The sequence below is a fragment of the Paenibacillus riograndensis SBR5 genome, assembly GCF_000981585.1.
GTDB lineage: Bacteria > Bacillota > Bacilli > Paenibacillales > Paenibacillaceae > Paenibacillus_AQ > Paenibacillus_AQ riograndensis.
In genome coordinates this window covers 4173704-4200288 of record NZ_LN831776.1, presented here as the reverse complement: position 1 = coordinate 4200288, position 26585 = coordinate 4173704, and the positions used below count along the sequence as shown (strand labels likewise).

23 protein-coding genes are annotated in these 26585 nt (G+C 49.0%); 17 read left to right on the top strand and 6 right to left on the bottom strand.

Annotation, left to right across the window (positions count from 1 at the left end):
- On the bottom strand, window positions 1-657 hold the full coding sequence (locus PRIO_RS17630; RefSeq protein WP_231869705.1) for a helix-turn-helix domain-containing protein: 657 nt from the start codon (window positions 655-657) through the stop codon (window positions 1-3).
- Between the two features lie 298 nt (window positions 658-955).
- Between PRIO_RS17630 and PRIO_RS17625 the strand changes: the two genes are divergently transcribed.
- The 15 genes from PRIO_RS17625 to hxlB all read left to right on the top strand — a co-directional run bounded on the left by PRIO_RS17625 (window position 956) and on the right by hxlB (window position 19584).
- The gene (locus tag PRIO_RS17625) at window positions 956-2698 is read left to right on the top strand and encodes a glycoside hydrolase family 2 protein (RefSeq protein WP_046507076.1); all 1743 of its coding nucleotides are present in this window, start codon (window positions 956-958) and stop codon (window positions 2696-2698) included.
- A gap of 153 nt (window positions 2699-2851) precedes the next feature.
- The gene (locus tag PRIO_RS17620) at window positions 2852-3469 is read left to right on the top strand and encodes a class I SAM-dependent methyltransferase (protein WP_039790953.1); all 618 of its coding nucleotides are present in this window, start codon (window positions 2852-2854) and stop codon (window positions 3467-3469) included.
- Between the two features lie 215 nt (window positions 3470-3684).
- Window positions 3685-6285 carry a phosphoenolpyruvate synthase gene (gene ppsA / locus PRIO_RS17615; RefSeq protein WP_046503846.1) on the top strand — a complete coding sequence of 867 codons (2601 nt, stop codon included), beginning with the start codon at window positions 3685-3687 and terminating at the stop codon, window positions 6283-6285.
- Window positions 6286-6472: 187 nt separating this feature from the next.
- Window positions 6473-7450 (top strand): alpha/beta hydrolase, encoded by a 978-nt coding sequence (locus tag PRIO_RS17610; RefSeq protein ID WP_020433924.1) that lies wholly within the window; start codon window positions 6473-6475, stop codon window positions 7448-7450.
- Window positions 7451-7631: 181 nt separating this feature from the next.
- Complete coding sequence (locus PRIO_RS17605; protein WP_020433923.1) at window positions 7632-8315, top strand: response regulator transcription factor; 684 nt, start codon at window positions 7632-7634, stop codon at window positions 8313-8315.
- Window positions 8316-9317: a sensor histidine kinase gene (locus PRIO_RS17600; protein WP_046503843.1), complete on the top strand. Its 1002-nt coding sequence runs from the start codon at window positions 8316-8318 to the stop codon at window positions 9315-9317.
- Between the two features lie 101 nt (window positions 9318-9418).
- A complete protein-coding gene (locus PRIO_RS17595; protein WP_046503840.1) occupies window positions 9419-10357 on the top strand; it encodes a VanZ family protein in 939 nt (312 codons plus the stop codon).
- A gap of 24 nt (window positions 10358-10381) precedes the next feature.
- Window positions 10382-11065: an ABC transporter ATP-binding protein gene (locus PRIO_RS17590; RefSeq protein WP_046503837.1), complete on the top strand. Its 684-nt coding sequence runs from the start codon at window positions 10382-10384 to the stop codon at window positions 11063-11065.
- Window positions 11062-13647, top strand: a complete 2586-nt coding sequence (locus PRIO_RS17585) for an ABC transporter permease (protein WP_046503834.1) — start codon at window positions 11062-11064, stop codon at window positions 13645-13647. The genes PRIO_RS17590 and PRIO_RS17585 overlap by 4 nt, the downstream gene beginning before the upstream one ends.
- Before the next feature lie 144 nt (window positions 13648-13791).
- Window positions 13792-14799 (top strand): LacI family DNA-binding transcriptional regulator, encoded by a 1008-nt coding sequence (locus PRIO_RS17580; protein WP_020433915.1) that lies wholly within the window; start codon window positions 13792-13794, stop codon window positions 14797-14799.
- 281 nt (window positions 14800-15080) lie between these two features.
- Window positions 15081-15944 (top strand): sugar phosphate isomerase/epimerase family protein, encoded by an 864-nt coding sequence (locus PRIO_RS33970; RefSeq protein WP_020433913.1) that lies wholly within the window; start codon window positions 15081-15083, stop codon window positions 15942-15944.
- A gap of 24 nt (window positions 15945-15968) precedes the next feature.
- Window positions 15969-16931: a sugar kinase gene (locus tag PRIO_RS17570; RefSeq protein WP_197545352.1), complete on the top strand. Its 963-nt coding sequence runs from the start codon at window positions 15969-15971 to the stop codon at window positions 16929-16931.
- Window positions 16928-18229: an MFS transporter gene (locus PRIO_RS17565; RefSeq protein WP_020433909.1), complete on the top strand. Its 1302-nt coding sequence runs from the start codon at window positions 16928-16930 to the stop codon at window positions 18227-18229. The genes PRIO_RS17570 and PRIO_RS17565 overlap by 4 nt, the downstream gene beginning before the upstream one ends.
- Entirely contained in the window at window positions 18226-18894 is a 669-nt protein-coding gene (locus PRIO_RS17560; RefSeq protein ID WP_020433908.1) for an orotidine 5'-phosphate decarboxylase / HUMPS family protein, read from the top strand. The genes PRIO_RS17565 and PRIO_RS17560 overlap by 4 nt, the downstream gene beginning before the upstream one ends.
- A 141-nt stretch (window positions 18895-19035) precedes the next feature.
- Entirely contained in the window at window positions 19036-19584 is a 549-nt protein-coding gene (gene hxlB / locus PRIO_RS17555) for a 6-phospho-3-hexuloisomerase (protein ID WP_020433907.1), read from the top strand.
- Window positions 19585-19741: 157 nt separating this feature from the next.
- Here the strand turns inward: hxlB and map are convergent, their stop codons facing one another.
- From map to PRIO_RS17530, 5 genes are all read right to left on the bottom strand, one after another.
- Window positions 19742-20488, bottom strand: a complete 747-nt coding sequence (gene map, locus PRIO_RS17550) for a type I methionyl aminopeptidase (protein WP_020433906.1) — start codon at window positions 20486-20488, stop codon at window positions 19742-19744.
- 7 nt (window positions 20489-20495) lie between these two features.
- Entirely contained in the window at window positions 20496-21080 is a 585-nt protein-coding gene (locus PRIO_RS17545) for a TetR/AcrR family transcriptional regulator (protein ID WP_020433905.1), read from the bottom strand.
- 148 nt (window positions 21081-21228) lie between these two features.
- Window positions 21229-21912, bottom strand: a complete 684-nt coding sequence (locus PRIO_RS17540; RefSeq protein ID WP_046503827.1) for a hypothetical protein — start codon at window positions 21910-21912, stop codon at window positions 21229-21231.
- Window position 21913: 1 nt separating this feature from the next.
- The gene (locus PRIO_RS17535) at window positions 21914-22783 is read right to left on the bottom strand and encodes an ATP-binding cassette domain-containing protein (protein ID WP_046503825.1); all 870 of its coding nucleotides are present in this window, start codon (window positions 22781-22783) and stop codon (window positions 21914-21916) included.
- A 5-nt stretch (window positions 22784-22788) separates the two neighbouring features.
- Complete coding sequence (locus tag PRIO_RS17530) at window positions 22789-23157, bottom strand: GntR family transcriptional regulator (protein ID WP_046503822.1); 369 nt, start codon at window positions 23155-23157, stop codon at window positions 22789-22791.
- 259 nt (window positions 23158-23416) lie between these two features.
- Between PRIO_RS17530 and PRIO_RS17525 the strand changes: the two genes are divergently transcribed.
- On the top strand, window positions 23417-24121 hold the full coding sequence (locus PRIO_RS17525; protein ID WP_046503819.1) for an ABC transporter ATP-binding protein: 705 nt from the start codon (window positions 23417-23419) through the stop codon (window positions 24119-24121).
- A 2-nt stretch (window positions 24122-24123) separates the two neighbouring features.
- Complete coding sequence (locus PRIO_RS17520) at window positions 24124-26451, top strand: ABC transporter permease (RefSeq protein ID WP_046507070.1); 2328 nt, start codon at window positions 24124-24126, stop codon at window positions 26449-26451.
- Window positions 26452-26585 lie beyond the last annotated feature (134 nt).

Here is a 26585-nt window from a genome sequence, read left to right as displayed (position 1 = left end):
TTATTGCCCAACATCAGATTTTTCCCTGTATTCACTTGGAGTTATTCCTACGAACTTTTTGAATTGCCGCATAAAATGTACATCGTTCTCATAACCGCAAATTCCGGAAATATGGCTGATCGCATATGATGTGTTCTTCAGCAAATAGGAGGCATATCCTAATCTGTTCAGGATGATATCGTTAATTACCGGAATGCCAAAGATTTGTTTGTACATGTGCTGAAAATATGACCGGCTCATATTCATTTTATCCGCCAGGAACTCGACAGTATACCAGGTAGAAGGAGTACTGAAAACCTCATTTCTCAGGTTCAGGAACTGATCGTAGTATTTACTGATCTGGTTGTGCGGCTCCAGATGATTTCGGATATCGCTAAGCTTCATGAACAGGCAGCGAAGGGTGTAATCGATGATCTCATTGCGGAAGGTTCCGTTCTGCAGGTTCTCCCAATGAATCTCATTCACTTTTCTGGAAATATAGAAGGGGTCATATGCTTTGATTAAGGTATCCAGAGGGAGATTCAGCCGGTCAAAAAAAGCATCTGCAGCCTCCATTTCAAAATGGAACCAGTCATGGACCAGAGGCCATTCGGCATCCCGGTAGAAATAGGGGCTGTTTTTGTTAAAAATAATGAAGGTATTAGGTTCAACAAACACAGTTTGCGATTGAATCCTAAGCTCCATTTGGCTCCGGAAGAATAAAAAAACGTAATCCCCGGAGCCGTCCGGGCGGTCGACAGTAAAACCCTCCGGATGAATCACATTATATCCGCACCGCTTTAGATGTATCAGTGAATTTCACTCCCCAAAAGGATAATAGATCAGTCATTAGATAGGATAAATCATTTTCTTTCTCTACACAAGATAGTAATCTGTGATAGAAATTACAGAGTATACTTCAGTGAGCAGAGAGAGGACAGGTGCTAAGGTGACCACAGTTGCTACAAAATTTTATATGAAAAATTATCCGCGGCCCCAATTTGTACGGAGCGAGTGGCTGGATCTGAACGGGGAGTGGGATTTCAGTTTCGATGATGACGAAGCCGGTGTTGCAGAACGGTGGATGGAGCATTTTCCGGCTGCACAAAAAATCAACGTTCCCTTTACCTATGAAACCCGGGCGAGCGGGATCGGCGAGGAGAAATTCCATGCGCAGATCTGGTACCGCAGAAAATGGATACTTTCTCCAGAGGCGGAAGGGAAACAGACGATCCTGCATTTCGAAGGTGTGGATTACAAAGCCACCTGCTATGTAAACGGCAGTTTTGCGGGGGAGCATGAGGGGGCGTATGCCCGGTTTTCCTTGGATATTTCCGGTCTGCTTAAGCAAGACGCTGAAAATGAAATTGTGCTGAAAGTGGAAGACAGCGATAGCTGTCTGCAGCCCCGGGGCAAGCAGCGCTGGGCCGGACGGAATCATGATTCATTTTATGTGCAGACGACAGGCATTTGGAAAAGCGTCTGGCTCGAACATGTCCATGAAACCCGTTTGGATACGGTGAAAATGACGCCGGACATCGACCGCCAAATGATCCGGTTTGATTTCCGCATGCACGGTACGAAAAACAAAAAAGATCTCCGGCTGGAGACGGAAATTACATTTAAGGGTGAAACGGTAAGAAAGCTGAGCTTATCGGTGGACAGAGCCTGGCTGACGGCGGAAACCGGCATGATGAGCGGCATCAACGGACCTTGGCTGCAAAACCTGTGGTCTCCGGACCATCCCAATCTGTTTGATGTGGAGTTTGTGCTGTATGAAGGAGATCGGGAGCTCGACCGGGTGGGCTCCTATTTCGGCATGCGTAAAATCTCGATCAGAGACGGACAAATCCTGCTGAACAATATTCCCCTGTACCAAAGATTGATTCTGGATCAGGGCTACTGGACTGAAAGTCACCTGACGCCTCCGTCCGAAGAAGCGCTGATAGAAGATATCGAGGCGATCGCCGGGATGGGCTACAACGGTTTGCGCAAGCATATGAAAATTGAAGACGCGCGGTTCCTATACTGGTGTGATGTCAAAGGTATGCTGGTCTGGTCCGAAATGGCGGCTGCATTTGAATATAACGATGAGGCTGTGGAGCGTTTTACCAAGGAGTGGATTGAGGTTGTGCAGCAGCAGTACAATCATCCCTGTATTATTACCTGGGTGCCTTTTAATGAATCCTGGGGCATTCAGAATATTAGCCATGACGACCGGCAGCAAAAATTTACGGAAGGTATTTATTATTTGACCAAATCTATCGATCCACATCGTCCGGTCATCACTAATGACGGCTGGGAGCACACCATTTCAGATATTTTGACTCTTCATGATTATGTGGAGCGGGGCGAAGATTTGTATAAAACCTACAAGGATAAAGACTCGATTACGGGCAGCAGCGGTACGTACAACGAATGGAAATTTGCGTTCGCTCACGGCTACAGTTATAAAGGCCAGCCGATTATCATCAGCGAGTTCGGAGGGATTGCCTTCAGGAGTGAGCATGGCTGGGGTTACGGCAACCAGGTGGATAATGAGGAAGCTTTCCTGGAGCGGTTCGGCAGCATAACCGGTGCGATTAAAGCCATTCCGTTTATTTCCGGCTACTGTTATACGCAGATTACGGACGTGCAGCATGAGGTTAACGGTCTGCTGACCGAAGGCCGAAAACCGAAAGTAGCACTGGAAAAGATCCGGGAGATTAATTTGGGATAGCTAAGTGCGATTAACATTAATTGACTATCTCTGAATATCGCAATTATAATAAACAAATGAGCATTCATTCATATATTCTACTTAGGGGGATACATATGAAAACCAGTTTTGAAAAAGAGAGGCGTAAGAAATGAAAAAAGAACCGGTGATTACATGAACAATAGCTGGAACAGAATCATTTATAAGCTTTGGGCACCTCTGTATGATCGGGTATTTAATTCAGGTGCTTTTGCCGGGGCGCGGAAGAAAGCTTTATCGGGTCTTGATTTGAAACCTGGTCAGCAGGTATTGCTGGTCGGAGCCGGAACGGGAGCGGATTTGCCTCTAATCTCAGGCCGCGGCCTATCGATCACTGCCATCGATCTTTCTCCGGCAATGCTGGCTGAAGCCCGTTCCAAAATCAAGGAAGGCGAGAAAATTACCTTTTTGGAGATGGACGCGCAGGATCTCCGTTTCGGGGACGAGACATTCGATGTGGTAATCGCAAACCTTATCTTGTCGGTAGTACCAGATGCGGAACGCTGCATGCAGGAAATCGTTCGCGTAACGAGCCATGGCGGTAAAATTGTTATATTCGATAAATTTGCGTCTAATGGACGTGTATCACCGGTAATGAAAGTAATGCGTCCGCTAATTTCAGTTCTCGGAACGGATATTGGCCGGGACTTTAATCTGCTCTTTCTTCCCTATAATGAGCAGTTGTCCATGAAGGAGGAAAGTCCACTCCTAATGCGCGGGATGTATCGTAAAATTGTGCTCAAAAAAAACTGATTGGATTCAAATCTGATATTTGGCTCAAAAAAAAGAACCTGGAAAACCTCCAGGTTCTTTTATATTGCACATGAACAAACACGATGATATAATCAAATCACGACCGTCTATAGTCATATTTTCAAAGATAACGCATCCTACACTCTAAGTGTACCATGCCGATTAACTCCTGTCAAATGTTTTTTCTCAATTTCATGGTTAGGAGAGGATGTTGAATGAGTTCTTTGGTTCTCGGTTTTCAGGAAATGGATAAAACGCAGCTTTGGCTCGTTGGCGGAAAGGGGCTCCATTTAGGGGAATTATCCAAAATTCAGGGGATACAAGTACCGGAAGGATTTTGTGTTACAACAGCGGGGTACCAAAAAGCCATCGAACAAAACGAAACATACCATGCTTTGCTGGATCAGCTAACCAGGCTAAAAGTAGAGGATCGGGCCCAAATTGGTGAGATCAGCAGGCAGATCAGGCAGATCATAACGGAAGCAGAAATCCCTTCCGATGTTGTGAAAGCAGTTGCTCAATATCTCTCCTTATTTGGCGAGAAATATGCTTATGCCGTACGTTCCAGCGCGACTGCTGAAGATTTGCCGCATGCTTCTTTTGCCGGCCAACAAGATACCTATTTAAATATCATCGGCAAAGATGCGATCCTGCAGCATATCAGCAAATGCTGGGCATCCCTGTTCACGGAGCGCGCGGTAATCTACCGTATGCAGAATGGATTCGACCACAGGCAAGTTTATTTGTCCGTTGTCATTCAAAAGATGGTTTTTCCGCAGGCTTCAGGGATTGTGTTTACCGCTGATCCCATGACTTCTAACCGGAAGTTGTTATCCATCGATGCCAGTTTTGGGCTTGGAGAAGCTCTGGTCTCCGGCTTGGTCTCAGCCGATTGTTATAAAGTGCGGGAAGAAGAAATCGTCGAGAAGAGGATTGCAGCCAAAAAACTGGCTATCTTTGGACGACAAGAAGGCGGAACTGAGACCCGGCAGCTCGATCCCGGTCAGCAAACGGCTCAAACACTTACGGATGGGGAAATTTTAGAGCTGGCACGCATCGGAAGACAGATCGAGGCTTATTTCGGCCAGCCACAAGATATCGAATGGTGTCTGGCTGATGGTACATTTTATATTGTCCAGAGCCGGCCGATCACTACTTTATATCCGATCCCTGAAGCGGATGATCAAGAGAATCACGTGTACGTGTCTGTCGGCCACCAACAAATGATGACCGATCCCATCAAACCGCTCGGATTGTCATTTTATCTATTAATGACTCCAGCGCTGATGCGAAAAGCTGGCGGGAGGTTGTTCCTTGATGTTGCACCGATGCTGGCTTCGCCTGCCGGCAGAGAAACGATATTGAATACGCTGGGCCGATCTGATCTGCTTATCAAAGACGCGCTTATGACCCTCATAGAGCGAGGGGATTTTGTAAAAAGTGTACCGGATGATCAACCCGCACCTGACACCATCAGAAGCAATCCAGATCCGCTGGCACAATTCCATAACGATCCGGCAATCGTCTCGGATTTAATTAAGCACAGTCAAGCGTTGATCGGACAGTTGAAACAAAACATTCAAACGAAGTCGGGACCGGCGTTATTCGATTTTATTCGGGAAGATCTCCAGCAATTAATGAAATTCTTGACTGACCCGCAAAGTTTGAGTGCCATTATGGCCGTTATGAATGCTTCAAGATGGATCAATGAAAACATGAACGAGTGGTTAGGTGAAAAAAATGCGGCGGATACGCTTTCTCAATCTGTGCGGGACAACGTTACTTCAGAAATGGGGCTGGAGCTAATGGATGTCGCGGATGTGATTCGTCCCTATCCGGAGGTCATTGATTATTTGCAATATGTAAAAGCGGATAACTTTTTGGATGAACTCCATAAGTTTGACGGCGGACAGGAGACCCGTGATGCGATCTATGCTTTTCTCCAAAAATACGGAATGCACTGCACCGGAGAAATCGATATAACAAGAACGCGATGGAGCGAAAAACCGAGTATGCTTGTCCCCATGATCCTGGGCAACATTAGAAACTTTGAACCTCATGCCGGCGGATTGAAATTCGAACATGGGCGACAGGAAGCTATGGCCAAGGAACAAGAGCTCTTGGAACGATTGAAGGGCCTTCCGGACGGCGAGACAAAAGCCAAAGAAACCAAACGAATGATCGACATCGTCCGGAATTTCAGCGGTTACCGGGAATATCCCAAATACGCTTGGATGAATCACTACTTCATTTATAAGCAGGCTTTGCTGAAAGAAGCCGCACGGCTTGTACAAGCGGGCGTGATCCATGAAAAAGAAGATATCTACCATCTCTCTTTTGAAGAGCTTCACGAAGCCGTACGCACCCACAAACTGGATTATCAGATCATCAGCAAGCGAAAAGAGGAATACAAATTATATGATAAACTAACTCCCCCGCGTGTCATCACGTCTGATGGCGAAATTATTGCAGGCGAGTACAAACGGGAAAATCTCCCGGCGGGAGCTATTGTGGGTCTGGCTGTTTCTTCCGGAGTGATTGAGGGGCGGGCGCGTGTCATTGTAAATATGGAAGCTGCTGATCTTGAAGAGGGAGATATATTAGTCACGACGTTTACTGACCCTAGCTGGACACCATTGTTCGTTTCCATAAAAGGTCTGGTCACCGAAGTTGGCGGACTGATGACCCATGGAGCCGTTATCGCGCGTGAATATGGCTTGCCGGCAGTTGTCGGAGTGGAGAATGCGACCAGACTGATCGCAGACGGGCAACGAATTCGCGTGAATGGAACAGAAGGGTACATTGAAATATTGTAATCAATCTGTGTGTACACATACAGGATTGACGATGGGGGTGTTTACATCTTTCGGATGTAACGCCTCCTTTTTTGTGCTTGTTCATATTCCGTTCATATTGCCGTCACGAAGGGGACATCTTGCTTGATTACACTTGAAACAAGTCGCCAAGGCGGCTCTACAGATATAGGGACAGGAGAAGATGAACGTGACAAAAACGGTGGAAATCAAAAAAGCCGGGACTAAAAACCGCAAAAAACGGAACTTATGGTTAAAAATATTTGGAGGTATTCTCGGGGCGCTTGTGCTGTTCATGGGCATCGTGTTTATCGTTAATGTAATCAGTAACGGGGTCGAGAAAAAGAAAATCGAATCGTATGGCCAGTATGTTAATGTGGATGGAAAAAAAATGAATGTGCTCATTCAAGGCAGTGGCGAACAGACTGTCGTTCTCCTTCCGGGACAAGGAACCCCGTCGCCTGCGCTTGATTTCAAATTGTTGATCGATGAATTGTCTCCGGATTACAAGGTCGTAGCGATCGAGCCTTTCGGTTATGGGCTCAGCGACGAAACCGAGAAAGAGAGAACAACAGAGAATATCATCAGCGAAATTCACGAAGCTGTGCAGCAGCTGGGAATTGACCATTACGTTCTGATGGGACATTCTATCACTGGACTTTACGGAGTGTCCTATGTGAATGCCTATCCGGATGAAGTTCTTGCTTTTGTCGGCATCGATAGCAGCGTTCCTAATCAACCCGGCATGGATGTCAAATTGCCTTTGAAATCCATGCAGTTTCTTCAAAAATCAGGCCTGATGAGATTGTTCCAAAAAGTAAGCGGAGATCCATATAAGTCGCTTGCATTCGATGAGCATACCAAAGAACAGATGCGTTTGATTTCGAATCAAGTCGCGGTCAATTCAACGATGATGGATGAGCTCAGACACCTCGGTTCCAATTTCAAAAATGGGGAACAGCTCACCTACCCTCATGAATTGCCGTTGCTTCTCTTCGTGCAAGCGAATAACGAGGACATTAAGCAATGGATTCCGCTGCATGAGGAGCAGGTCAAACATTCCGCACAGGGCAAAATGATCCTGATGGATGGTTCCCATTACCTGCATCATACGAAATTCAAGGAAATCGCCGAAGCATTCAAAGCGTTCATGAAGCAAATCCAATAGTATGATTGAACTGCGGTGCCAAACTCGGTGCCGCGGTTTCTTTGTTTAGCCTGGAATTGTAGAAAATAAAGCAGGCTAACTTAGCTGCGAAAGTTTATACTTACATTGGAGAGAAGCGTATAATAAGACTTTCAAATTTTTTGAATAATAAATTTAATCCAATCGTAAGGATGATCTGCATATGAACATTTTATTAGTCGAAGATGATAAGACGATCGCATCGGGTCTCGAATATTCACTGCAGCAAGACGGTTTTCCAACCGTTCTCTGCCATGATGTCGCCTCAGCCAAAAAGGTGCTCACCGAGGACATCGATCAGTTCGCTTTATGCTTGTTCGATTTACAGCTTCCGGACGGAAGCGGCTATGAATTGTGTAAGATGGTGAAAGAGCGGCGGGACATTCCGGTCATCTTCTTAACGGTGATCGACGATGAGGTCAATGTCGTGATGGGGCTTGACATGGGAGCCGACGATTATATTACAAAGCCTTTTCGGGTTCGTGAGCTGCTCTCCCGGATCAAGACCGTCTTGCGGAGATACCAGAAGCCGCCCTACACCATAGCGATCATAGACATCGGCAATGTCCGAATCAATACACTGGAAGGCAAAGTGCATAAAAACGGCGCTGAAATTTCGTTGACCGCATTAGAGTATCGCTTATTGCTGATCTTTGGCAGCCACATTGGACAGGTTCTCACAAGGAATCAGCTTCTGGAGCAAATCTGGGACGTGGCCGGAGACTTCGTGAACGACAATACGTTAACGGTTTATATCAAAAGGCTCAGGGAAAAGCTTGAGGATGATCCAGGGCATCCGGTTTTGATCAAAACGATACGCGGTTTAGGCTATAAGGCCGGTGATTAGATGCTGCGTAATCGGGAAATTCAGATTTTATTGCTCATCATGGGCTCGATTAGCTTAACGGCGATCGTTGCGGCTGCTTTCATTTCGTCTGTCGCGGCGGTGTTCGTTACCATTCTATCCATTCTGCTTATTGGCAGCAGTTTATTATTCATGAGATGGAGATACCGCGAGCTAGAGAAGCTGTCCGTCTATCTGCGGGATATTAGCAACGGTAATGATTCCCTTGACGTTCGCGATAATCAAGAAGGCGAGCTTAGCATACTAAAAAATGATATTTACAAAGTGACGCTCATGCTATCGGAGCACAGGTTGTTATTGCACCGGGACAAACTTCAACTGACGGATGCCATATCCGATATATCGCATCAGCTCAAAACGCCGCTCACCTCCATGAAGGTTATGGCGGATTTGTTAAGCTCCCCTGACCTGCCTCCTGCCAAAAGAACGGAGTTCACCCATCATATCCGCATTCAGCTTGAACGCATCGATTGGCTTGTTTCTTCCTTATTAAAACTATCGAAAATGGACGCGAAGACTATCCAATTCAAAAAAGACCGAATCCCCGTGAAAAACCTTATCCAGAAGGCATTAGAGCCGGTTATGATTCCGATGGATATTAAGGGACAAACGGTTTCCATCGCAGGCGATGACGACGTTTCTTTTGCAGGCGATTTCAATTGGACTGTCGAAGCGGTCATTAATATTTTGAAAAACGGCGTGGAGCACACGCATGAAGGCGGAGCAATCACCATCACCTTTTCCGAAAACACGTTATTTACAGAAATCGTCATTGCTGACAACGGAAAAGGCATTCCGAAAGAGGATCTGCCTTATATTTTCAAACGTTTTTATAAAGGGAAAAACGCAGGCGAAGGGAGCATCGGCATAGGACTTGCGATGGCTCACAGCATCATTGCCAGCCAAAATGGAGTGATCGATGTGACAAGCGGCAGCGGGAAGGGTACGCAGTTTCGGATTAAATTTTATAAGCAAGTGATTTAGCGGTACTCCGAAAGTGACTGAATTGTCACCTCCATCGTCACTTGAAAGTCATTTTAGACAGATAAAATGATATTCATCAGCTAAACTATGGAGGTATGACAATGCATTTGAAGCAACAGCGGAAGATTATTTTTACCATTACCCTATTCTATACCCTTTTTATTCTTTATTTTATGTTTCTCGCTTTCGGCAGAGCAGGTACTGTAGAGTACAATACCGAATACACCTTTATTTTTTTACCGGAAGATTTTTTTAGGCTGCCGGGCCTATCGGATCTTCTACACCCTACAGTGATGGATCTTGTGGGTTTTGGGAACATCGCAGCTTTCATCCCTTTTGGCATATTGATTCCATTGTTATACCGGACCAGCTTTATTCGATTCATGACATTGTTTATCCTTTCCATACTTGTACTGGAGACTCTTCAGGCATTAACTTTGCTCGGCAGCTTTGATATGAATGACGTTATTCAGAACTCATTGGGCGCAGCAGTCGGATTCGGGGCGTACAAAATAGGCTTTCGTTCAAAAAATATATGGCGAAACATTGCTGCTGCTGGCATTTCTGTTGTTGTCCTTATGATCGGGATTTGGGGAAGCTTCGGGCTGGTTGACAAAGCGCTCACCAAAGAAAAAGGCCCCTTTGTGGCGATAAACGAATTGAAAGACAGCACCGGAAATCCTTCGGCGGGGACCAAACGATACCGTCTCAAAATTGGCGGTCAAGACGTAGAACCACAATATAATTTGTATAGCGCCGAAGGCAAAAACAAGAAAACGTACAAATATACGTTAGACAATAAGGAGGAGATGTATTTCTCCTTGAATTATGGAATTCCCGATCAAAAGGATTTCCATGGCAGCATCAGGGTTGCCGTCGATGGACATGAGTTCCTGTCCGCAGCTGCAGATTATCTACGCCATGAGTCGTATATGTCTGAAATTTTTCTCCAACAGGCAAATGAGCTTACGATAACCATTGAGGGAAATGTAGCCATGTGGGATGTTGGACTTAGAGAGATGAAATATTTCTGGAACTGAGCATCAGGGCAAGGAGTTATGATCATGGAAATTTTAAGAATCGAACATTTATCTAAAATATACGGCACAGGCGAATCGGCGGTGAAGGCGCTCGACGAGGTTTCTTTTTCGGTTCAAAAAGGCGAATTCATTGCGATTATCGGCCCGTCCGGTTCGGGGAAATCCACGCTTCTCCATATGCTGGGCGGCGTGGACCGGCCGTCTGGGGGTAAAGTTTTTGTTGAGGATACGGACATGTATGCCTTAAACGAAACGCAGTTGGCCATCTTCAGACGCAGGCAAATCGGCCTGATCTACCAGTTTTTTAATCTGCTTCCCGTCCTGACGGTGGAGGAGAATATGACGCTGCCGCTCTTGCTGGATAACCAGAAGGTAGATCAAAAGCAGTTGGATGGCCTTGTGCATACGCTCCATTTGCAGCATCGGTTAAACCACCTGCCCAATCAGTTATCCGGAGGACAGCAGCAGCGGGTCTCGATTGGCAGAGCGCTTATCGGCAATCCTGCGATCATGCTGGCAGACGAACCGACCGGGAATTTGGACAGCAAGAATAGCAACGAGATCATCGACTTGTTAAAAATGTTGAATAAAACCTATCATCAGACGCTGATCGTGATTACGCATGACGAACGAATCGCCTTGCAAGCCGACAGGATCATTTCGATTGAAGACGGGAGGATTGCCAAAGACGAGGTGATCCGGCGATGAACATTGTCAATACACTAACCATCCGGCATCTGAAGCAAAATAAAAAACGAACGCTATTAACCATCATCGGCGTCATCATTTCGGTTGCCATGGTGACTGCTGTCACTACGCTTGTTTTTTCCTTTTCCGATTTAATGATCAGGCAAACCATTGCGGAAACAGGGGAGTGGCATGTCCAATATCAAGATGTAACCAAAGAACAGCTCGCGGCGATACAGGGCGATAACGCAGCCAAAACCGTTGCGATCACAAAAGATCTTGGCTATGCCCCATTAGAAGGGGGACAGAATCCCAATAAACCGTACTTGTTCATCAAGGAATATAATGCACAAGGTTTCACGCAATTTCCAATTGAATTAAGCAAGGGGCGTCTTCCGCACACGGACAAGGAAGTCGTTATGTCTGAAGCCGTTGCAACGAACTCTAAAGTGAAGGTTGAAATCGGCGATCGTCTAACCCTTCGTGTAGGTGAACGATTCGAGCAAGGGGGCGATCATCCCCTGGATCAGACGGAACCGCTGCGTAGGGAAGACGGCATATTGACCGAAACATTGCAGCATTTAATGACAAAGGATTATACGGTGGTAGGCTTCATCAAACGTCCCGTATGGGAAACAGCTTGGGCCCCGGGTTACACGCTTCTTAGCTATATCGATGAAAACATCATCGGTGCAAACGATCGGGTCAATGCGGCGGTGGTCTTGCAGAAAGTTAATCCGTCCTTATTCGCTCATGCGGAAAATTTGGCTAAGAGGAACCATATCGAGACAGTCCAATATAATAACGATTTGCTTCATTATTACGGCTTGTCCAAAAGCAAAGCCTCGTACAGCATGATGTACTCCTTAGCGGTGATCCTGATGGCGGTCATTATGATCGGCTCGGTGTCGCTCATCTATAATGCTTTTGCGATATCCGTCTCGGAACGTTCCCGCCATTTAGGGATGCTCGCGAGCGTGGGGGCTACGAAAAGGCAGAAGAGGAATTCAGTGCTTTTTGAAGGAGTGGTCATCGGCTTGATCGGCATTCCCATTGGCATCCTGTGCGGTCTTGCCGGGATTGGGATCACCTTTTGGTTCATGAACGCTAAGATTCAAGGGGCATTATGGACCAATGAACAGCTGGTGCTCACCGTCACGCCATTATCGCTCTTGATTATCTGTGTTGTCTCGATGCTGACGATCTTCATTTCGGCGTATCTCCCGGCGATCTGGGCATCCAAGGTATCCGCCATGGACGCGATTCGCCAAACAACCGACTTAAAGCTTACGGCCAAAGCTGTAAAAACGTCAAAGTTCATTCGCCGGCTCTTCGGCATTGAAGCGGAAATCGGGCTGAAAAATTTAAAAAGGAACAAACGGAGATATCATGCCATCGTATTTTCGCTTGTCATCAGCATCGTTTTGTTTTTAACGGTATCGTTTTTTACCACCGGCATGAAACAATCCTTGGATCTTTCGCAGGAAGGCGTCAATTTCGATATTGAAGTATCGTACAGCAATGGAAAAAGAATAGACGACCGGTTGATACAATCGATTGTCTCCCTGGATGGCGTAAAGGAATACAGCCTGATTCACGAGCTGTCTAAGAACGCTTGGGTTGATGAAGCGTTCATCGCCGATGAATTGCAAGAGAAGGTTAAGAAGGATAAGAGTTTACTGCAAGACGGAAAATATCCTTACGAAATTAAGATCCATGCATTGAACGATTCGGGTCTGCAAGCCTATGCCAAAGCGGTCGGCGCAGATTACGAACAGCTCACGGATCCGGATCATCCCGCCGCGATCGTGATGGATACGATCCATTACAAAGAGATGGATACGGGAAAATATGTCCGGACGAAGGCCATGTATACGAATGTCGGCCAAAGCATCGAATTAATGAATTTCTATAATGGGAGAAAAGCGGAAATAAATAAAGTTTCCGTTGCCGTTTTGACGGATCAAGCTCCTATGGGGATGAACACGATAGGAGTAGGCGGGTTAAATATCATCGTTTCGGAGCGCGTCATGAATCGATTGGCAGACGACGAGGACATAGCTAGCGTTCAGACATACCTCCATTTGAAAAGTACGGAACCGATGACAACTCAGCAGGAAATCGAAGAGATGCATGAGACCAATCTGAATGCCACCAATTCATATCAATCCAGAAAAAGCGAAGAACAACAGATTCTATTGATGTCTGTCTTTTCTTATGGTTTTATCGTATTGATTTCAGCGATTTCCATTGCGAACATTTTTAATACGGTCTCAACGGGCATATCCCTTCGAAAACGGGAATTTGCGATGCTGAAATCCGTTGGCATGACCCCAAAAGGCTTTGCGAAAATGATGAATTTTGAAAATATTTTTTATGGGATCAAGTCGCTGCTCTTCGGTCTCCCCGTCAGTTTCGTCGTGATGTATCTGATCTATAGGGCATTTGCGAACAAATTTAGCTACGGGTTCACCCTCCCTTGGATGAGCATTCTTTCGGTCATTGTTGCCGTATTTGTCATTGTTGGTTCCGCGATTGTTTATTCCGGTGCGAAAGCAAAAAAGGAAAACATTATTGATGCATTAAAGAAAGAGAGTATATGATTGGCCATCGGCCCTGAATTATGGACACCTCCGGAACGATGATGGCCGCGCCAGCACTTAAGCCGTTCGCTAAGTCTTCGATTAGACAAAGCACCACGATGCGCCTTATAGTAGGGATATAATCGGACAGAGGAGTAGAGAACTGTGGGGAAAGCAACAATCGGGGATGTGGCGGCGCGCGCCGGCGTGTCCAAAAGCACCGTATCCCAATTTCTGAACAAAAGATACCAGCATATGGGCCAGGAGACGCGGATCAAGATCGAAGAAGCGATCGAGGCCCTCGACTACCGGCCCAATGTGCTTGCCCGGGGGCTGAAGCAGAAGCGGACCGGTGCGGTCGGCGTCATCGTGGCCAACATTATGCACCGGCTGTCCACGGAAATCTGCCGGGGCATCGAGGACTATTGCCAGGAGCAGAACGTCAACGTCATACTGTGCAACAGCGACGAGGATGGGGAGAAGGAGAAGAAATATGCCGAAATGCTGCAGGCCAAGCAGGTTGACGGTATAATTCTCTTGCCTACGGGCAAGAACGGGGCATTATACGAAAGCCTCGCCGGGCAGGGATATCCGATCCTCTTCATGGACCGTCGCGTAGATAACGTCAAGGCGGATACAATTGTGGTCAATAACCGGGAGGCAGTCACCCAGGCAGTGAAGCATCTGGCGTCGCTCGGGCATCGGAGCATCGCCTTGGCTACGGGACCGCTGACGATCAGCACGCGAACCGAGCGGACGGAGGGGTTCCGGACGGCCATGAGTATGCTCGGTCTGGACTACGGGAGTTGTAACATCATCAATGTGGAGATTTCCTCGCTGAAAGACCGCTTACGCAAGCGCTTTGAGGGGCAGGAGCCGCCGACAGCGCTTATTGCGGGTAATGATCTGGTGCTGCTCGAAGCGCTTGCTTTTGTTAAGGAACAGGGGCTGCGGGTGCCAGAGGATTTGGCGCTGGTCGCATTCGACAACATTCCGTTTGCCCACCTGCTGACGCCGACGCTGACGACGATCAACCAGCCTTCGCTGGAGATGGGCAGAAAAGCGGCCGAGCGCTTGATCACCCGCATCCGGTCGGAGGAGGCGCCGGAGGCGGCCGAGTTCGTCTTTGAATGCGAGCTTGCCGTGCGGGAATCGTCCGGCCAGGCCCGGTGAAGGTGCGGCGGAGGGCATAATTCAATATTAACAAAAACAGCTTCAGGTCCAGGACCGGGAGCTGTTTTTGTTGTAGTCATCTCTAGGGTGAAAGGGAGGCGGAAACTGAGGGAAGCAGGAGACAAAAGTGCGGGCCAAGGAACAAGATTTACTCCCAATCAGAATTATGACAACGCTTAAAAGAAAGGGCTTGCAAAATGAAGAGGCCGGAATTATAATGAACCCATAAGCGTTGTAAACCGGTTTACTAAATCGATTTACATATGAAAGGGGATGACAGTATGAAGGCGGTCTTTGTTCCAACCTCGGCATTTGGCAATACTCCCGGCCTGCAGCATGAATGGACGCAGACGGTTCACGCCGCCGGAGCAGACGGCATCGAAATCAGGCGGGAATTGTTCCCGCCGGGGAAGCTGCCGCTTGCGGAATGCCGCGAAGCCAACCGAAACAGCGGCTTGCGCTGCATATATTCGGTTCCGATGGAACTGTGGGACGAAGCCGGAAGGCTGAATGAAACACAGCTGTCAGAGGTTCTGGAGGAAGCGGGGATTCTAAGGCCGGAGATGGTGAAGGTGTCGCTTGGGCATTTCATCGCGGCGGCCGGGGGCGAAACAGAGGAAGGCGTGACGAAAGTAGCCGGAGTCCGGAAGGCTTCGGATGACCAGGTAAGCCGGAACAGCGAAGAGCGGCTGACCCGTCTGGGCGGACTGCTTCAGCAGTACCGGGCCTTGCATGGGCCGCTGACCCTGCTGGTCGAGAACGACCAGACGCCGCATGGCGGTGATGCCGGAAATTTGAAAGCGTTTTTCCAGGCGGTGGAGCGTTCCGGGTTCGGCGGAGTGCGCATGACGTTCGATACCGGCAACTGGATATATGCCGGAGAGGAGCCCATGAGGGCGGCACTGGATTTGGCTCCTTACACCGCCTACATCCACTGCAAGCATGTTGTATATTCTGAGAACAATACTTTGCAGACGGTTCCCATTCCCGGGGAAGAAGACGCACTCTGGCGAGAGCTGCTGGCTTATTTGCCGGACCGCGCGTCCCGGGCGATTGAGTTTACGATTCCCGGACCGGAGAGTCTTTCAGGATATCTAATGATGCTGCGGCAAGCTCAAGGCATGCCGGGAAAGGAACGAAAGTGAAGAAATGAAGGAGGGATGGCAGCCATGTTGAAAGATTCGGTAACTTTTGGAGAGGCTATGGTCATGTTCGTCGCAGGCAGACCCGGCGCCTTAAAAGACATTGATACCTTTAGCCGCCGCCTCGCCGGGGCAGAGGTCAATGTTGCCATCGGCCTCGCGAGACTTGGACTATCTTCCGGTTGGATCAGCCGGTTGGGCGAGGATGCCTTCGGCGATTATACCGCGGAGTATCTCGCCAGGGAGCAGGTGGACACCCACGGGATTACCCGCGATTCCCGTTACCCGACCGGATTCCAGCTGAAGTCGAAGGTGCTGGAGGGCGATCCGCAAGTGCAGTATTTCCGCAAAGGTTCCGCCGCAAATACGCTTGGTGAGGCCGATGTGGACGCAAGCTATCTGACCGGTTTCCGGCATCTGCACATGACCGGCATTCCGCCCGCGCTGACGAAGAGCACCCGCGCATTCGCCTATGCTGCGCTGGAGACAATGAAGGGTGCGGGCAGGACTGTTTCATTTGACCCCAATCTGCGTCCTTCGCTCTGGTCTTCGAAAGAGGAAATGAGGGAGGTCATCAACGACCTGGCCTACCGGGCGGATTGGGTGCTGCCGGGGATCGAAGAGGGGGAGTTCCTGACCGGCTCAACGGACCCCAAGGAAATCGCCGAATTTTATCTGCACCGGGGCGTTTCACTTGTTGCCGTCAAGCTGGGGCCGGAGGGAGCATATTTCCGCACCCCGAATGAAGAGGGGACGGTTCAGGGCTTCAAGGTGGAGAAGGTTGTGGATACGGTCGGGGCCGGGGACGGCTTTGCCACAGGCTTGATCGAGGGACTTCTGAGGGGTTTAAGCATCACTGAGGCGGTGCGGCAGGGAAACGCAATCGGCTCGATAGCGGTCCAGTCCGCAGGCGACCACGACGGATACCCGACTAAGGAAGAGCTTAAGGCATATCTTCATTATCATCTGACAGGAGTGAGAACGAGATGAACAACTCGAACAAAGGCGGCTTCGTCGCTTCGCGCTGGCTGCGTCTGATGCCGATTGTCTTCGTAACGTACAGTCTTGCCTACCTGGACCGGGCGAACTACAGCTTCGGCGCGGCCGCCGGCATGGCCAAGGATTTGCATATTTCGGCGGGAATGTCTTCGCTGCTGGGCGCACTCTTCTTCCTGGGGTACTTCTTCTTCCAGGTGCCGGGCGCCCATTACGCGGAGAACAAGAGCGCCAAGAAGCTCGTGTTCGGTTCGCTGATTTTGTGGGGACTGCTGGCTACGGCTACCGGTATCGTCCATAACGTTCATTTTCTCATCATCATCCGTTTCTGTCTCGGTGTTGTTGAAAGCGCAGTTATGCCTGCGATGCTGGTCTTTCTGAGCCATTGGTTTACCAAAAAAGAGCGCTCACGCGCCAACACCTTTCTCATCCTCGGCAATCCCGTAACCGTGCTGTGGATGTCGATCGTCTCCGGTTATCTTGTATCCGCTGTCGGCTGGAGATGGATGTTCATTATTGAAGGTCTGCCTCCGATTATTTGGGCGTTCTTCTGGTGGAAGCTCGTCAACGACAAGCCTTCGGAAACGAACTGGCTGACCTCACAGGAGAAAAAGGAGCTTGAGAGCGCCCTGCATGAAGAGCAGAAGGGACTGAAGCCCGTCAAGAACTACGGTGAAGCGTTCCGGTCGCCGCTTGTCATCCGGCTGTGCCTGCAGTATTTCTTCTGGAGCATTGGCGTCTACGGCTTTGTAATGTGGCTTCCTTCGATTATCAAGGCCGCTCCGGACATGAGCATGGTTGCCACCGGGTGGCTGACCTCTGTACCTTATGTGCTCGCGGTTATCGGCATGCTGACAGCGTCATACTTCTCGGATAAGACGCAGAACCGGAAAGCCTTTGTCTGGCCGTTCCTGATGGTCGGCGCCGTCGCCTTCTACGCTTCTTATTTACTGGGAGCGGATCATTTCTGGATTTCCTTTATTCTGCTGATCATCGCCGGCGGCGCTATGTATGCCCCTTACGGACCGTTCTTCGCCATCATGCCGGAAATTTTGCCCCGGAACGTCTCGGGCGGCGCCATGGCGTTGATTAACAGTATGGGAGCGCTCGGTTCTTTTGCCGGATCGTACATCGTTGGCTACCTGAACAGCTTCACTGGCGGCTTCGGCGCCTCATATATCTTCATGGCTGGTTCGCTTCTGCTGTCTGCAATTCTGACTATGACCGTGGGCAGATCCCGGAAACCGGCGGAATCGTCTACGGAGGGAAAGCTTGAGGTGTCTACAAGATGAACATTCAACTGGCGCTGGACCGGATGAGCATACAGGAGGCCATCGATATGGCGAGATTGACGGAGCCTTATATCGATTGGATCGAAGTCGGCACTTCCCTGATCAAAGAATTCGGCATGGCGTCCGTGGAAGCGATGAAGCGCGAGTTCCCCCACAAGGTAATCGTAGCGGATGTCAAAACCTTCGATAACGCCAAATACGAGTTCGAGCTATGTTATAAGGCAGGGGCAGACGTAGCGACCGTCATGGGCGCCGCTCCGCTGGTCACCGTTGATCTCAGCATGAAGACGGCGCGGATATGGGACAGGCAGGTCATGATCGACCTGCTCCATACGATGCCGGAGGAACAGGCGGCGCTTGCCCGGTACTGGGAGGCGGTCCATTGCCTGCATGTCAGCAAGGACCAGCAGGAGGGCGGCGGCTCCCGCCTGGCCGGGCCGGGCGCATATGGAGCCGCTCTGGATGGTGCCCCCGGTTCTGCAGGCGAAAGTCCGGCGGAACTTCGGATCGCTGCTGCGGGCGGGATCACGCTGGAGTCGCTGCCGGGGCTGATGGCGATGAAGCCGGAGGTTTTAATTGTCGGCTCCGCTATCACGAAAGCCCCGGACCCCGCCGCCGCAGCCCGCGCGTTTCAGGACCGTATCCGGGAGCTAGGAAGAAGGTAGCGGGTCCTGCCTGCGGTGGGCAGATTATAAGTACAGACCAAAGAAGTACCGTCCGAGTTGCGGAATTGATTACAGCCGAATGGTTTCGAATCCGGATGAATTCCGTATGATCACGAACAGAGAAGGAGAGACTGAACGAATATGAATAAGCTGATGACAATACTCGCGGAAGCCCATGCTGTGCTGGAGCAGGTAGACGAGGGCGCCGTTAACAAGACGGCCGCCCTTCTGGCAGGCGCCCCCCGGATCTTCGTTGTAGGCGAAGGCCGCTCGGGCCTGATGGCCAAATCCTTTGCCATGCGGCTGATGCACCTCGGCGCGACCTCGTTTGTGATCGGAGAGACGATCACCCCTTCGATCGCCGGGGGCGATTATGTAGTCGCCGTCTCCGGCTCCGGAACGACGCATGGCGTCGTCTGGACTGCAGAGAAAGCGCGGGAGCTTGGCGCGTCGGTCATCGCCCTGACGACCGATGCCGAATCCCCGCTCGCCCGGTCGGCCGTGCAGGTGCTCGCCATACCGGCGGCAACGAAGCACCGCCGCGATGGCGAAGGCGCAAGCGTGCAGCCGCTAGGCTCGCTGTTTGACCAATGCGTCCACCTTGTGCTGGACGCGGTCTGCCTGTGCTACGCGGAATCCCACGGCGTCGACAACGCCGCGGCGTTCAGGCAGCACAGCAACGTGGAATAGCGGCGGCCGTACTTCCACCGCCGCTCTAGAGTCAAGCCGCCCCGGCGTTTAACAGCCGGGGCGGCTTATTGTGTGTTCAGCTTCCTCCGCTCCGAAAGCCGAAACTGGAATCTGCCTTCAGCAGCCAATAGATGAATCCGAACACGCTCTAATTTTTCTATTGCGCGGTCAGGATCTGTGGACCTTCAGCCGTGATGGCGATCGTATGCTCGTATTGGGCGGCAAGCTTACGGTCCAGCGTCCGCGCAGTCCAGCCGTCCGGATCAATTGTCATGTAGTAGGTGCCTTCGGTGATCATGGGCTCAATCGTAAACACCATTCCTTCCTTGATGCGTGGGCCTTTGCCGGGCTTGCCGACATGCATATAAGTCGGCTCCTCGTGCAGGTCGCGGCCGATGCCATGGGCGAGAAGGTCGCGCACGACGCCGAAGCCGTGCGATTCCGCATGCTGCTGAATCGCGCTCGTCACGTCGCCGAGCCGATTGCCGGGCAGCGCCTGCGCGATGCCGAGGTCAAGGCATTCCTTCGTGACGCGGATCAGCTTCTTGGCCATCGGCGAAATCTCCCCGACCGCATAGCTCCAGGCCGAATCACCGAGCCAGCCATCGAGCTCCGCGACCGTGTCGATCGTCACGATATCGCCTTCCTCAAGTGGCTTATTGCTGGGGAAGCCATGTGCGATTACGTCGTTGACGGAGGCACAGGTCGCATATTGATAGCCCTTGTAGCCCCTCTGGTACGGCTTTGCGCCGTGCTTCAACATAATGTCCTCGAATATACGTTCAATCTCATTAGTTGTAATGCCCGGTTTGATGAGCGGGGCGATTGTACGATGGCATTCAGCCACCACCTGGCAGGCCTTGCGGATAGCCTCAATTTCATGCTTGCTTTTTAAAATGACCATGTTTGCATCAGGACTCCTTCATAATAGCTTGCATTGCGAGTCGGGCGATTCGATCGACGTCCAGGTCAAAATTGCCCGCATAGTAGTACAACCCACAGCAGCCGACCAGCACGGCAAGCATATGGTCGACGCCGTCGTCTTCGCACTGGGCGATTGCTTGAAGTGGAACGTACAACCGTTCCATAAATCGTCTCTTAGCATGGTGCCGGTCCTTCTCAGGTAAGCCAGCATAATGTTCTGCCGCCATTTTGTAGACGAGATATGCGCGGGCGTCCGACTGCCATAACTGGAGCAGCGCTTTGCAATACGTCAACAACTGCCTGTCTTCCGGGTGGCTGCCGCTGATGTCCGCCCATTCAGCGATAACATGCTCGCAGCGCTCGAAGCCGCTGTCCAACACATCTTCTATTAATAAATGCCGGTTGGGGTAATAATGGTATACCGTGCCGTAACCAAGCCCTGCCTCGCGGGCAACGTCGCGAATATCAAAGCTGCCGCCAGTGCGAAAGTAGGAGCGTGCGGCGACGTCCAGGATCTGTTCTCTGCGCTGTATGCGTATGAGCTCATTTTGTTCTTTGGTACGGGGACACATGGGCGTGTGCACCTCCTTTTATAGACCTGCAAATTTGTCAATATAAAGATAGTAACGCATGGGGTGGAGAAATGCAATGATCTGTTGGCCTTAATTGCACCAGCGCGTTTTTTCTATTTTATACCAAAAAATCCGGTGTAATCATTTATCAATGAACCCTCACCCTTGTGAAAAGCCATCCGCCTGCCGCAAATAGAAGATAAAGCAAGAGGTTGAATCCGACGCCTAACAGAAGTGAATCATTCAACAGCAGAATTTTAAAAAAAGAGGCGATATGAATCCTCAGCGAAGGAATTGCCGTTCCGACCGGGATGGCCGTGAGAATCAACGCGGATAACAGCCAGCCTACAGGGTTGGAAAACCCTGATACCAGCGTGCTCAGAAGTGCCATGGACATCAGGTAAAAGGCTGTCTGATAGAGGAATGAGCCTGCAAAACCAAAGTCATTCCAATGAAAGGCATCGACTAAATCAACGGCACTGGCATAGTTGTGAAAAACATGGATTTGCAGCGTGATCCACAGGGAATTGATCAAAGCAACGGCTGCAGCCCAGACGGCAAATACTGCATGCAGACCTTGAAAATATTGCTTTCGGCTAGCACCCAGATGAACGATCCGTTTGAAATAACTAAGCGGCAGCGCGATGGCCATCAGCGGCAATAGCAGAATGAGCATGTTGGTCTCCGAAAGACGGGAAACTCCTCTGCTGTCTGTAAGTGTAGTAACGATAAGTTCAGCAGTTCTGCCAAGCACGATGATCATCAGGATGAACCAGATATACATTTTGAGTTGTCTGTAAGTTGCCACTAAGTGAACGGTCAAAGTACCCAATTCAAAGCCCTCCTTCGATCAAATACAGGAATAACTTTTGAAGACTCAATGTTTCGATCGAAATGTCCTGCTCGCGGGCTTGCCGCATGTCTCTGTCATCCAGTTTTTCATAAATAGCCGCAAGCGTACCCCTTCCATAGGCCTCATGATATAAAACGCGCTTACCTGCCATAAATGAAAACACAGTCTCCGAATTTCCCCGAACGAGATAAGCGGACATCCGTATTTGCTCCATATCATCCTGAAGCAGGAGAGAGCCTGATTCAAGGATGAAGATTTTTTCGGCAATCGGTGCAATTTCGTCAATCAAATGCGTAGACAGCAGAATTGTGCGCGGATGGTTGGCGTAATCCTCAAGCACCGTCTTGTAGAAGCGTTCCCTCATCAAAACATCCAGCCCCAGAACCGGCTCATCGTATAAGGTGAGCTGCGCCCGGCTGGCAAGACCGATAATATTGCCGATAAGCGACCGGGTGCCGCTTGAAAGTTGGCGAATCTTTTTGTCCGGATCGATTAGAAAAAGGTTGAGCAGCTCGCGGGCGTAGGTCCAATCCCATCGGGGATGGAAAGACGCGGCAAGCTGCAAAGTCTCCATCACCCGCGCACTCCCGAAGTGCCGATATTGATCGCGGACATAACAAAAATCCTTCGGCGGTTCCCCTCTGCCTAGCTTCTTTCCGCTAACTTCAATCGTACCAGAATCCGCCGTAATTCCGCCCGCAATGGTGTTCAGTAAAGTGGTTTTTCCGGCGCCATTTCGTCCTAGCAAGCCGTATATCACATTTTCTTCCAACTGCAAATCCAAATTTCGCAATGCGAGGGTAGGGCCGTAGGATTTGGTTAAGTTGCCGCAAGCCAAAGCTATACTCACGGATTTCAGTCCTTTCTCAACTGTTTGATCATGTCAATGATTTCTTCGGTTGTCAGCCCGAGCTTGTCAGCCTCGTTCAGCAGATCGGACAACAGCTCCTTATAAAAACGATCTCTTCGCTTAAGCTGAATCTTTTTTTTGGCATCGGCAGCAACAAACATACCCAGTCCTCTTTTTTTGTACAAAATTTCTTCATTGACGAGCAAGCCGATCCCTTTAACCACAGTTGCCGGATTGATCTGAAACAGTTGGGAAAACTGGGCAACGGACAGGATCTGCTCGTCCACGCGGAAGGTGCCGTTCAGAATATCATCCTCGATGATATGAGCGACTTGTTGGAAAATCGGTAAATTATCTTCGAAAGTGATGGTCATGGCTTCACCATTCGTCCTATTAGTATGTTACTCATCCAACATACCATAAGGGATGGTAAAAAGAATGTCAATTGTTACGATTTTTCATACCTTTTAAAGCGTTCGCCTTATAGGAACGCACGATTGCATGTTGACAGTTAAATATTTGTCCATTACAGTATGCTACATGAGTAACATACTAACATACCATACATCAAAATAATAGTCTGAGAATTGTACGGATGAACATCCGTATAGACAATCGAAGGAGATGGAAGAAGTGAAAAAGTTGATTGAATTCAAAAATGTCACAAAAGAGTACAAGGTAGGGGAGGTGCCGATCAGAGCGTTGGACGGTGTTGACTTTTCCATAGCGGATGGAGAGTTTGTAGTCGTCCTGGGGGCAAGCGGAGCAGGCAAAAGCACGATACTCAATATATTGGGTGGCATGGATACGGCTACCTCAGGCCAAGTATTTGTCGGCGGTCAGGAAATCACAAAATTGAACGAAAAGAGATTAACCCGGTATCGCGGCGAGAAGGTTGGTTTTGTTTTTCAGTTCTACAATTTAATCCCGAATTTAAATGCTTTGGAAAATGTCGAATTTGCCGTTGAGATTTGCAAGGACCCTCTGGATGCCAAAGATATTTTACGGAAGGTGGGATTAAGCAACCGGATCAAAAACTTCCCTTCCCAGCTCTCCGGAGGCGAGCAACAGCGGGTGGCGATAGCTAGAGCGGTTGCCAAAAATCCGCTGCTTCTGCTCTGCGACGAACCCACCGGCGCACTGGATTATATGACAGGCAAGTCCGTATTAAAGCTTCTTGAAGACTTAAACAAAGAGACGAAAAAATGCGTTGTTCTGGTCACGCACAATTCAGCGTTTGCGCTGATGGCGGACAAAGTGATAAGGGTGAAAAGCGGAAAAATTGAAAGTATTACAATCAATGAAAACAGGCAAAGCGCCGAAGGGATTGAGTGGTGAGCATGAAGCTTTTATTCAAATTATTGCGGGATATCAAACAGTCGGCAGGACAGTTTCTCTCCTTCGTGCTGGTTGTCGCAGTAGGGGCTTTTTTCTATACGGGACTGGCCGCCTTAAGCAATAACTTGGGCACTTATACGGAGGCTTATTTCAAAGAGTATAATTTAAGCGACCTGAATATATATTACAGCCAGCTTACTCAAAAGGAGATAGCAGAGTTAAGCAAAGTGGAAGGCATTCGTAAACTTGAAGGGCGTTATACCTTTGACGCTACGGAATCGTTTGACGGTTATCGTGCAGCATTGAAAATTCACTCCATCCCTGAAAACAATGAAATCAACAGGCCCGCCATGACGAAGGGCAGCCTTCCATCTACCAAAGACGGGATAGTATTGGATTCCAGCTATGCTAAAGAACATCACTATTCGGTTGGCGACAAAATTATCATCCGCGTCAATAACAAGGAGCTGGCGTTTATAATCAGCGGTTTGGGTGAAAATGTGGAGCATGCGAAAAAAAATGAAACACAGGATCATAAAAACTATGGAATTGCTTACGTTGGAGAAGAGGCCATACCGGAGATTGCAGGAAGTTTTTTCTTTAATGAACTGTTGGTGGATGCCAAAGAGGGCTACGATACCGGGCAAATAGGGAAGTCTCTCGAGGCACAGTCCAAAGGGCTTTCATACCTGGGACAGGAGAGCAAAGAACGGTCGTTCAGCTATTCACGTCTGATGGCCACGCTACATAATAATAGGCTCATGAGCAAGGTTATTCCACTCGTTCTTTTCTTGATCGAAGCTATTATATTGTTCCTGGCCATGTCCAGAATAATTGATTCTCAACGCAATCAAATCGGCATCATGAAGGCTCTGGGCATAAAAAATAACAGCATCATGTTACATTATATGGGTTATCCCGTGTTGATCGGCATTGTGGGAGCGCTGCTGGGTTATGTGATTTCTGTCGCTGTGTTTGTTCCCTTGATCTCGGTATCGAATGCAAGGTCCTATTCGCTCCCGGGCATACAATTCGCTCTCTCGTTTGATTTAATTCTGCCGCCGGTTATTGTCTCCAGCCTTTTCGGGATGCTTGCCTGCTATTTGAGCGGCAGAAATCTGTTGAAGGAACGCGCGGCCCAGGCAATGCGCCCCAAACCTTCAAAATCGATGAAAGCCATACTCGTAGAAAGAATTCCCGGCCTCTGGAACCGAATTCCGTTCGACTATAAGCTCATCTTGCGAAATATCTTTTTGAATAAGAAAAAAGTGTTGGCAAGTTCAGTCGGCGTCATGGTCAGCACCGTGTTGTTAATCACGGCTTTTGGCACCCAGGCATCCCTTCAAAAGGTAGCGGGCCAGTTCGAGCAGGTGTATACCTACGATCTTAAGGTTGATTTTAAGTCGGGCGAAACCTTGGATGAAATCACACTCCCGGCCGGCGTTAAAAGCCATCATGTCTTGTCCGCAATGCCCATTGAATTGAAGAACGAAAACCAAACTACCGAAAAAGCTTCGTTGCTGGTAACAGAAAAGGATAATAATCTCATTCATTTCTATGACGAAAAAGACAATCCGCTGTATTTGGACCATAATGGCGTGCTAGTGCCGAAATCTTATGCCGATCACTACGGTATTGCGAAAGGGGATACTGTCCAAATTGCGTTTACTGGCTCCGGGATGGGCAACAAGGTGGTGGAGATGAAGGTGCTAAACATCTCTACGCAGTATTCAAGTCCGTCTTTTTACATCACGCCGGAGTATTTGACCAGCTTTGGGCTGACATACAAGCCAACCTCACTTTTGGTGGAAACCGATCCGTCGGCAGATCAGGCCGGCATTCGGAGCTATTTTGAGCAAGATCATAGAGTGGATGCCATTTACGATAAGGCGGATCTCCGGAAGGAGGCACGATACATTTTGCAGCAAAACAGCTTTGTCTTTATCATGTTTATTATTTGTGCCGTCATCCTCTCCTTTGGCGCGATCTACACCATATCGTCGATCAACATCTACGAGAGGAACCGCGAGCTTGCAACGCTAAAAGTGTTGGGCTATTACAAAAACAAAATCAACCGGCTTATCTTTTTTGAAAATATAATGATTACAACGTTGGCAGTGCTGGCAGCCTTACCGGTTTGCGGATATGTCTATAAAATGGTTGTAGAAGCGTTGTCCAGCACCCATCAGCAAATCCCGGATCAGTTAAATATATGGTTTGTATTAATGTCGGCACTGGTTGCCTTCGCGCTCACTCTGTTGGCCAACCTTCCGCTCAGACGTAAAGTGAACCGAATCAATATGATAGAATCCTTGAAAGGCTTGGAATAAGTTTCCCGCTTGGCAAATAACTTTGCTCATGCTCCGTTCATACAGCTTTAAAATATTTCGCCTTGCTTGTCAGTTAAATAGCGGCTTTTCTTATAATATAGCTTGCTCAGTATGGATCAAGTTTATATTAGTAT

Bases quoted from the DNA above. Each gene is read 5' to 3' on its own strand.
- PRIO_RS17600 (WP_046503843.1), top strand. From the start codon at position 8,316: ATGCTGCGTAATCGGGAAATTCAGATTTTATTGCTCATCATGGGCTCG.
- PRIO_RS17530 (WP_046503822.1), bottom strand. From the start codon at position 23,157: ATGACCATCACTTTCGAAGATAATTTACCGATTTTCCAACAAGTCGCT.
- PRIO_RS17590 (WP_046503837.1), top strand. From the start codon at position 10,382: ATGGAAATTTTAAGAATCGAACATTTATCTAAAATATACGGCACAGGC.
- hxlB (WP_020433907.1), top strand. From the start codon at position 19,036: ATGAATAAGCTGATGACAATACTCGCGGAAGCCCATGCTGTGCTGGAG.
- PRIO_RS17560 (WP_020433908.1), top strand. From the start codon at position 18,226: ATGAACATTCAACTGGCGCTGGACCGGATGAGCATACAGGAGGCCATC.
- PRIO_RS17625 (WP_046507076.1), top strand. From the start codon at position 956: ATGAAAAATTATCCGCGGCCCCAATTTGTACGGAGCGAGTGGCTGGAT.
- map (WP_020433906.1), bottom strand. From the start codon at position 20,488: ATGGTCATTTTAAAAAGCAAGCATGAAATTGAGGCTATCCGCAAGGCC.
- PRIO_RS17570 (WP_197545352.1), top strand. From the start codon at position 15,969: ATGTTGAAAGATTCGGTAACTTTTGGAGAGGCTATGGTCATGTTCGTC.
- PRIO_RS17520 (WP_046507070.1), top strand. From the start codon at position 24,124: ATGAAGCTTTTATTCAAATTATTGCGGGATATCAAACAGTCGGCAGGA.
- PRIO_RS17545 (WP_020433905.1), bottom strand. From the start codon at position 21,080: ATGTGTCCCCGTACCAAAGAACAAAATGAGCTCATACGCATACAGCGC.
- ppsA (WP_046503846.1), top strand. From the start codon at position 3,685: ATGAGTTCTTTGGTTCTCGGTTTTCAGGAAATGGATAAAACGCAGCTT.
- PRIO_RS17585 (WP_046503834.1), top strand. From the start codon at position 11,062: ATGAACATTGTCAATACACTAACCATCCGGCATCTGAAGCAAAATAAA.
- PRIO_RS17565 (WP_020433909.1), top strand. From the start codon at position 16,928: ATGAACAACTCGAACAAAGGCGGCTTCGTCGCTTCGCGCTGGCTGCGT.
- PRIO_RS17605 (WP_020433923.1), top strand. From the start codon at position 7,632: ATGAACATTTTATTAGTCGAAGATGATAAGACGATCGCATCGGGTCTC.
- PRIO_RS17595 (WP_046503840.1), top strand. From the start codon at position 9,419: ATGCATTTGAAGCAACAGCGGAAGATTATTTTTACCATTACCCTATTC.
- PRIO_RS33970 (WP_020433913.1), top strand. From the start codon at position 15,081: ATGAAGGCGGTCTTTGTTCCAACCTCGGCATTTGGCAATACTCCCGGC.
- PRIO_RS17620 (WP_039790953.1), top strand. From the start codon at position 2,852: ATGAACAATAGCTGGAACAGAATCATTTATAAGCTTTGGGCACCTCTG.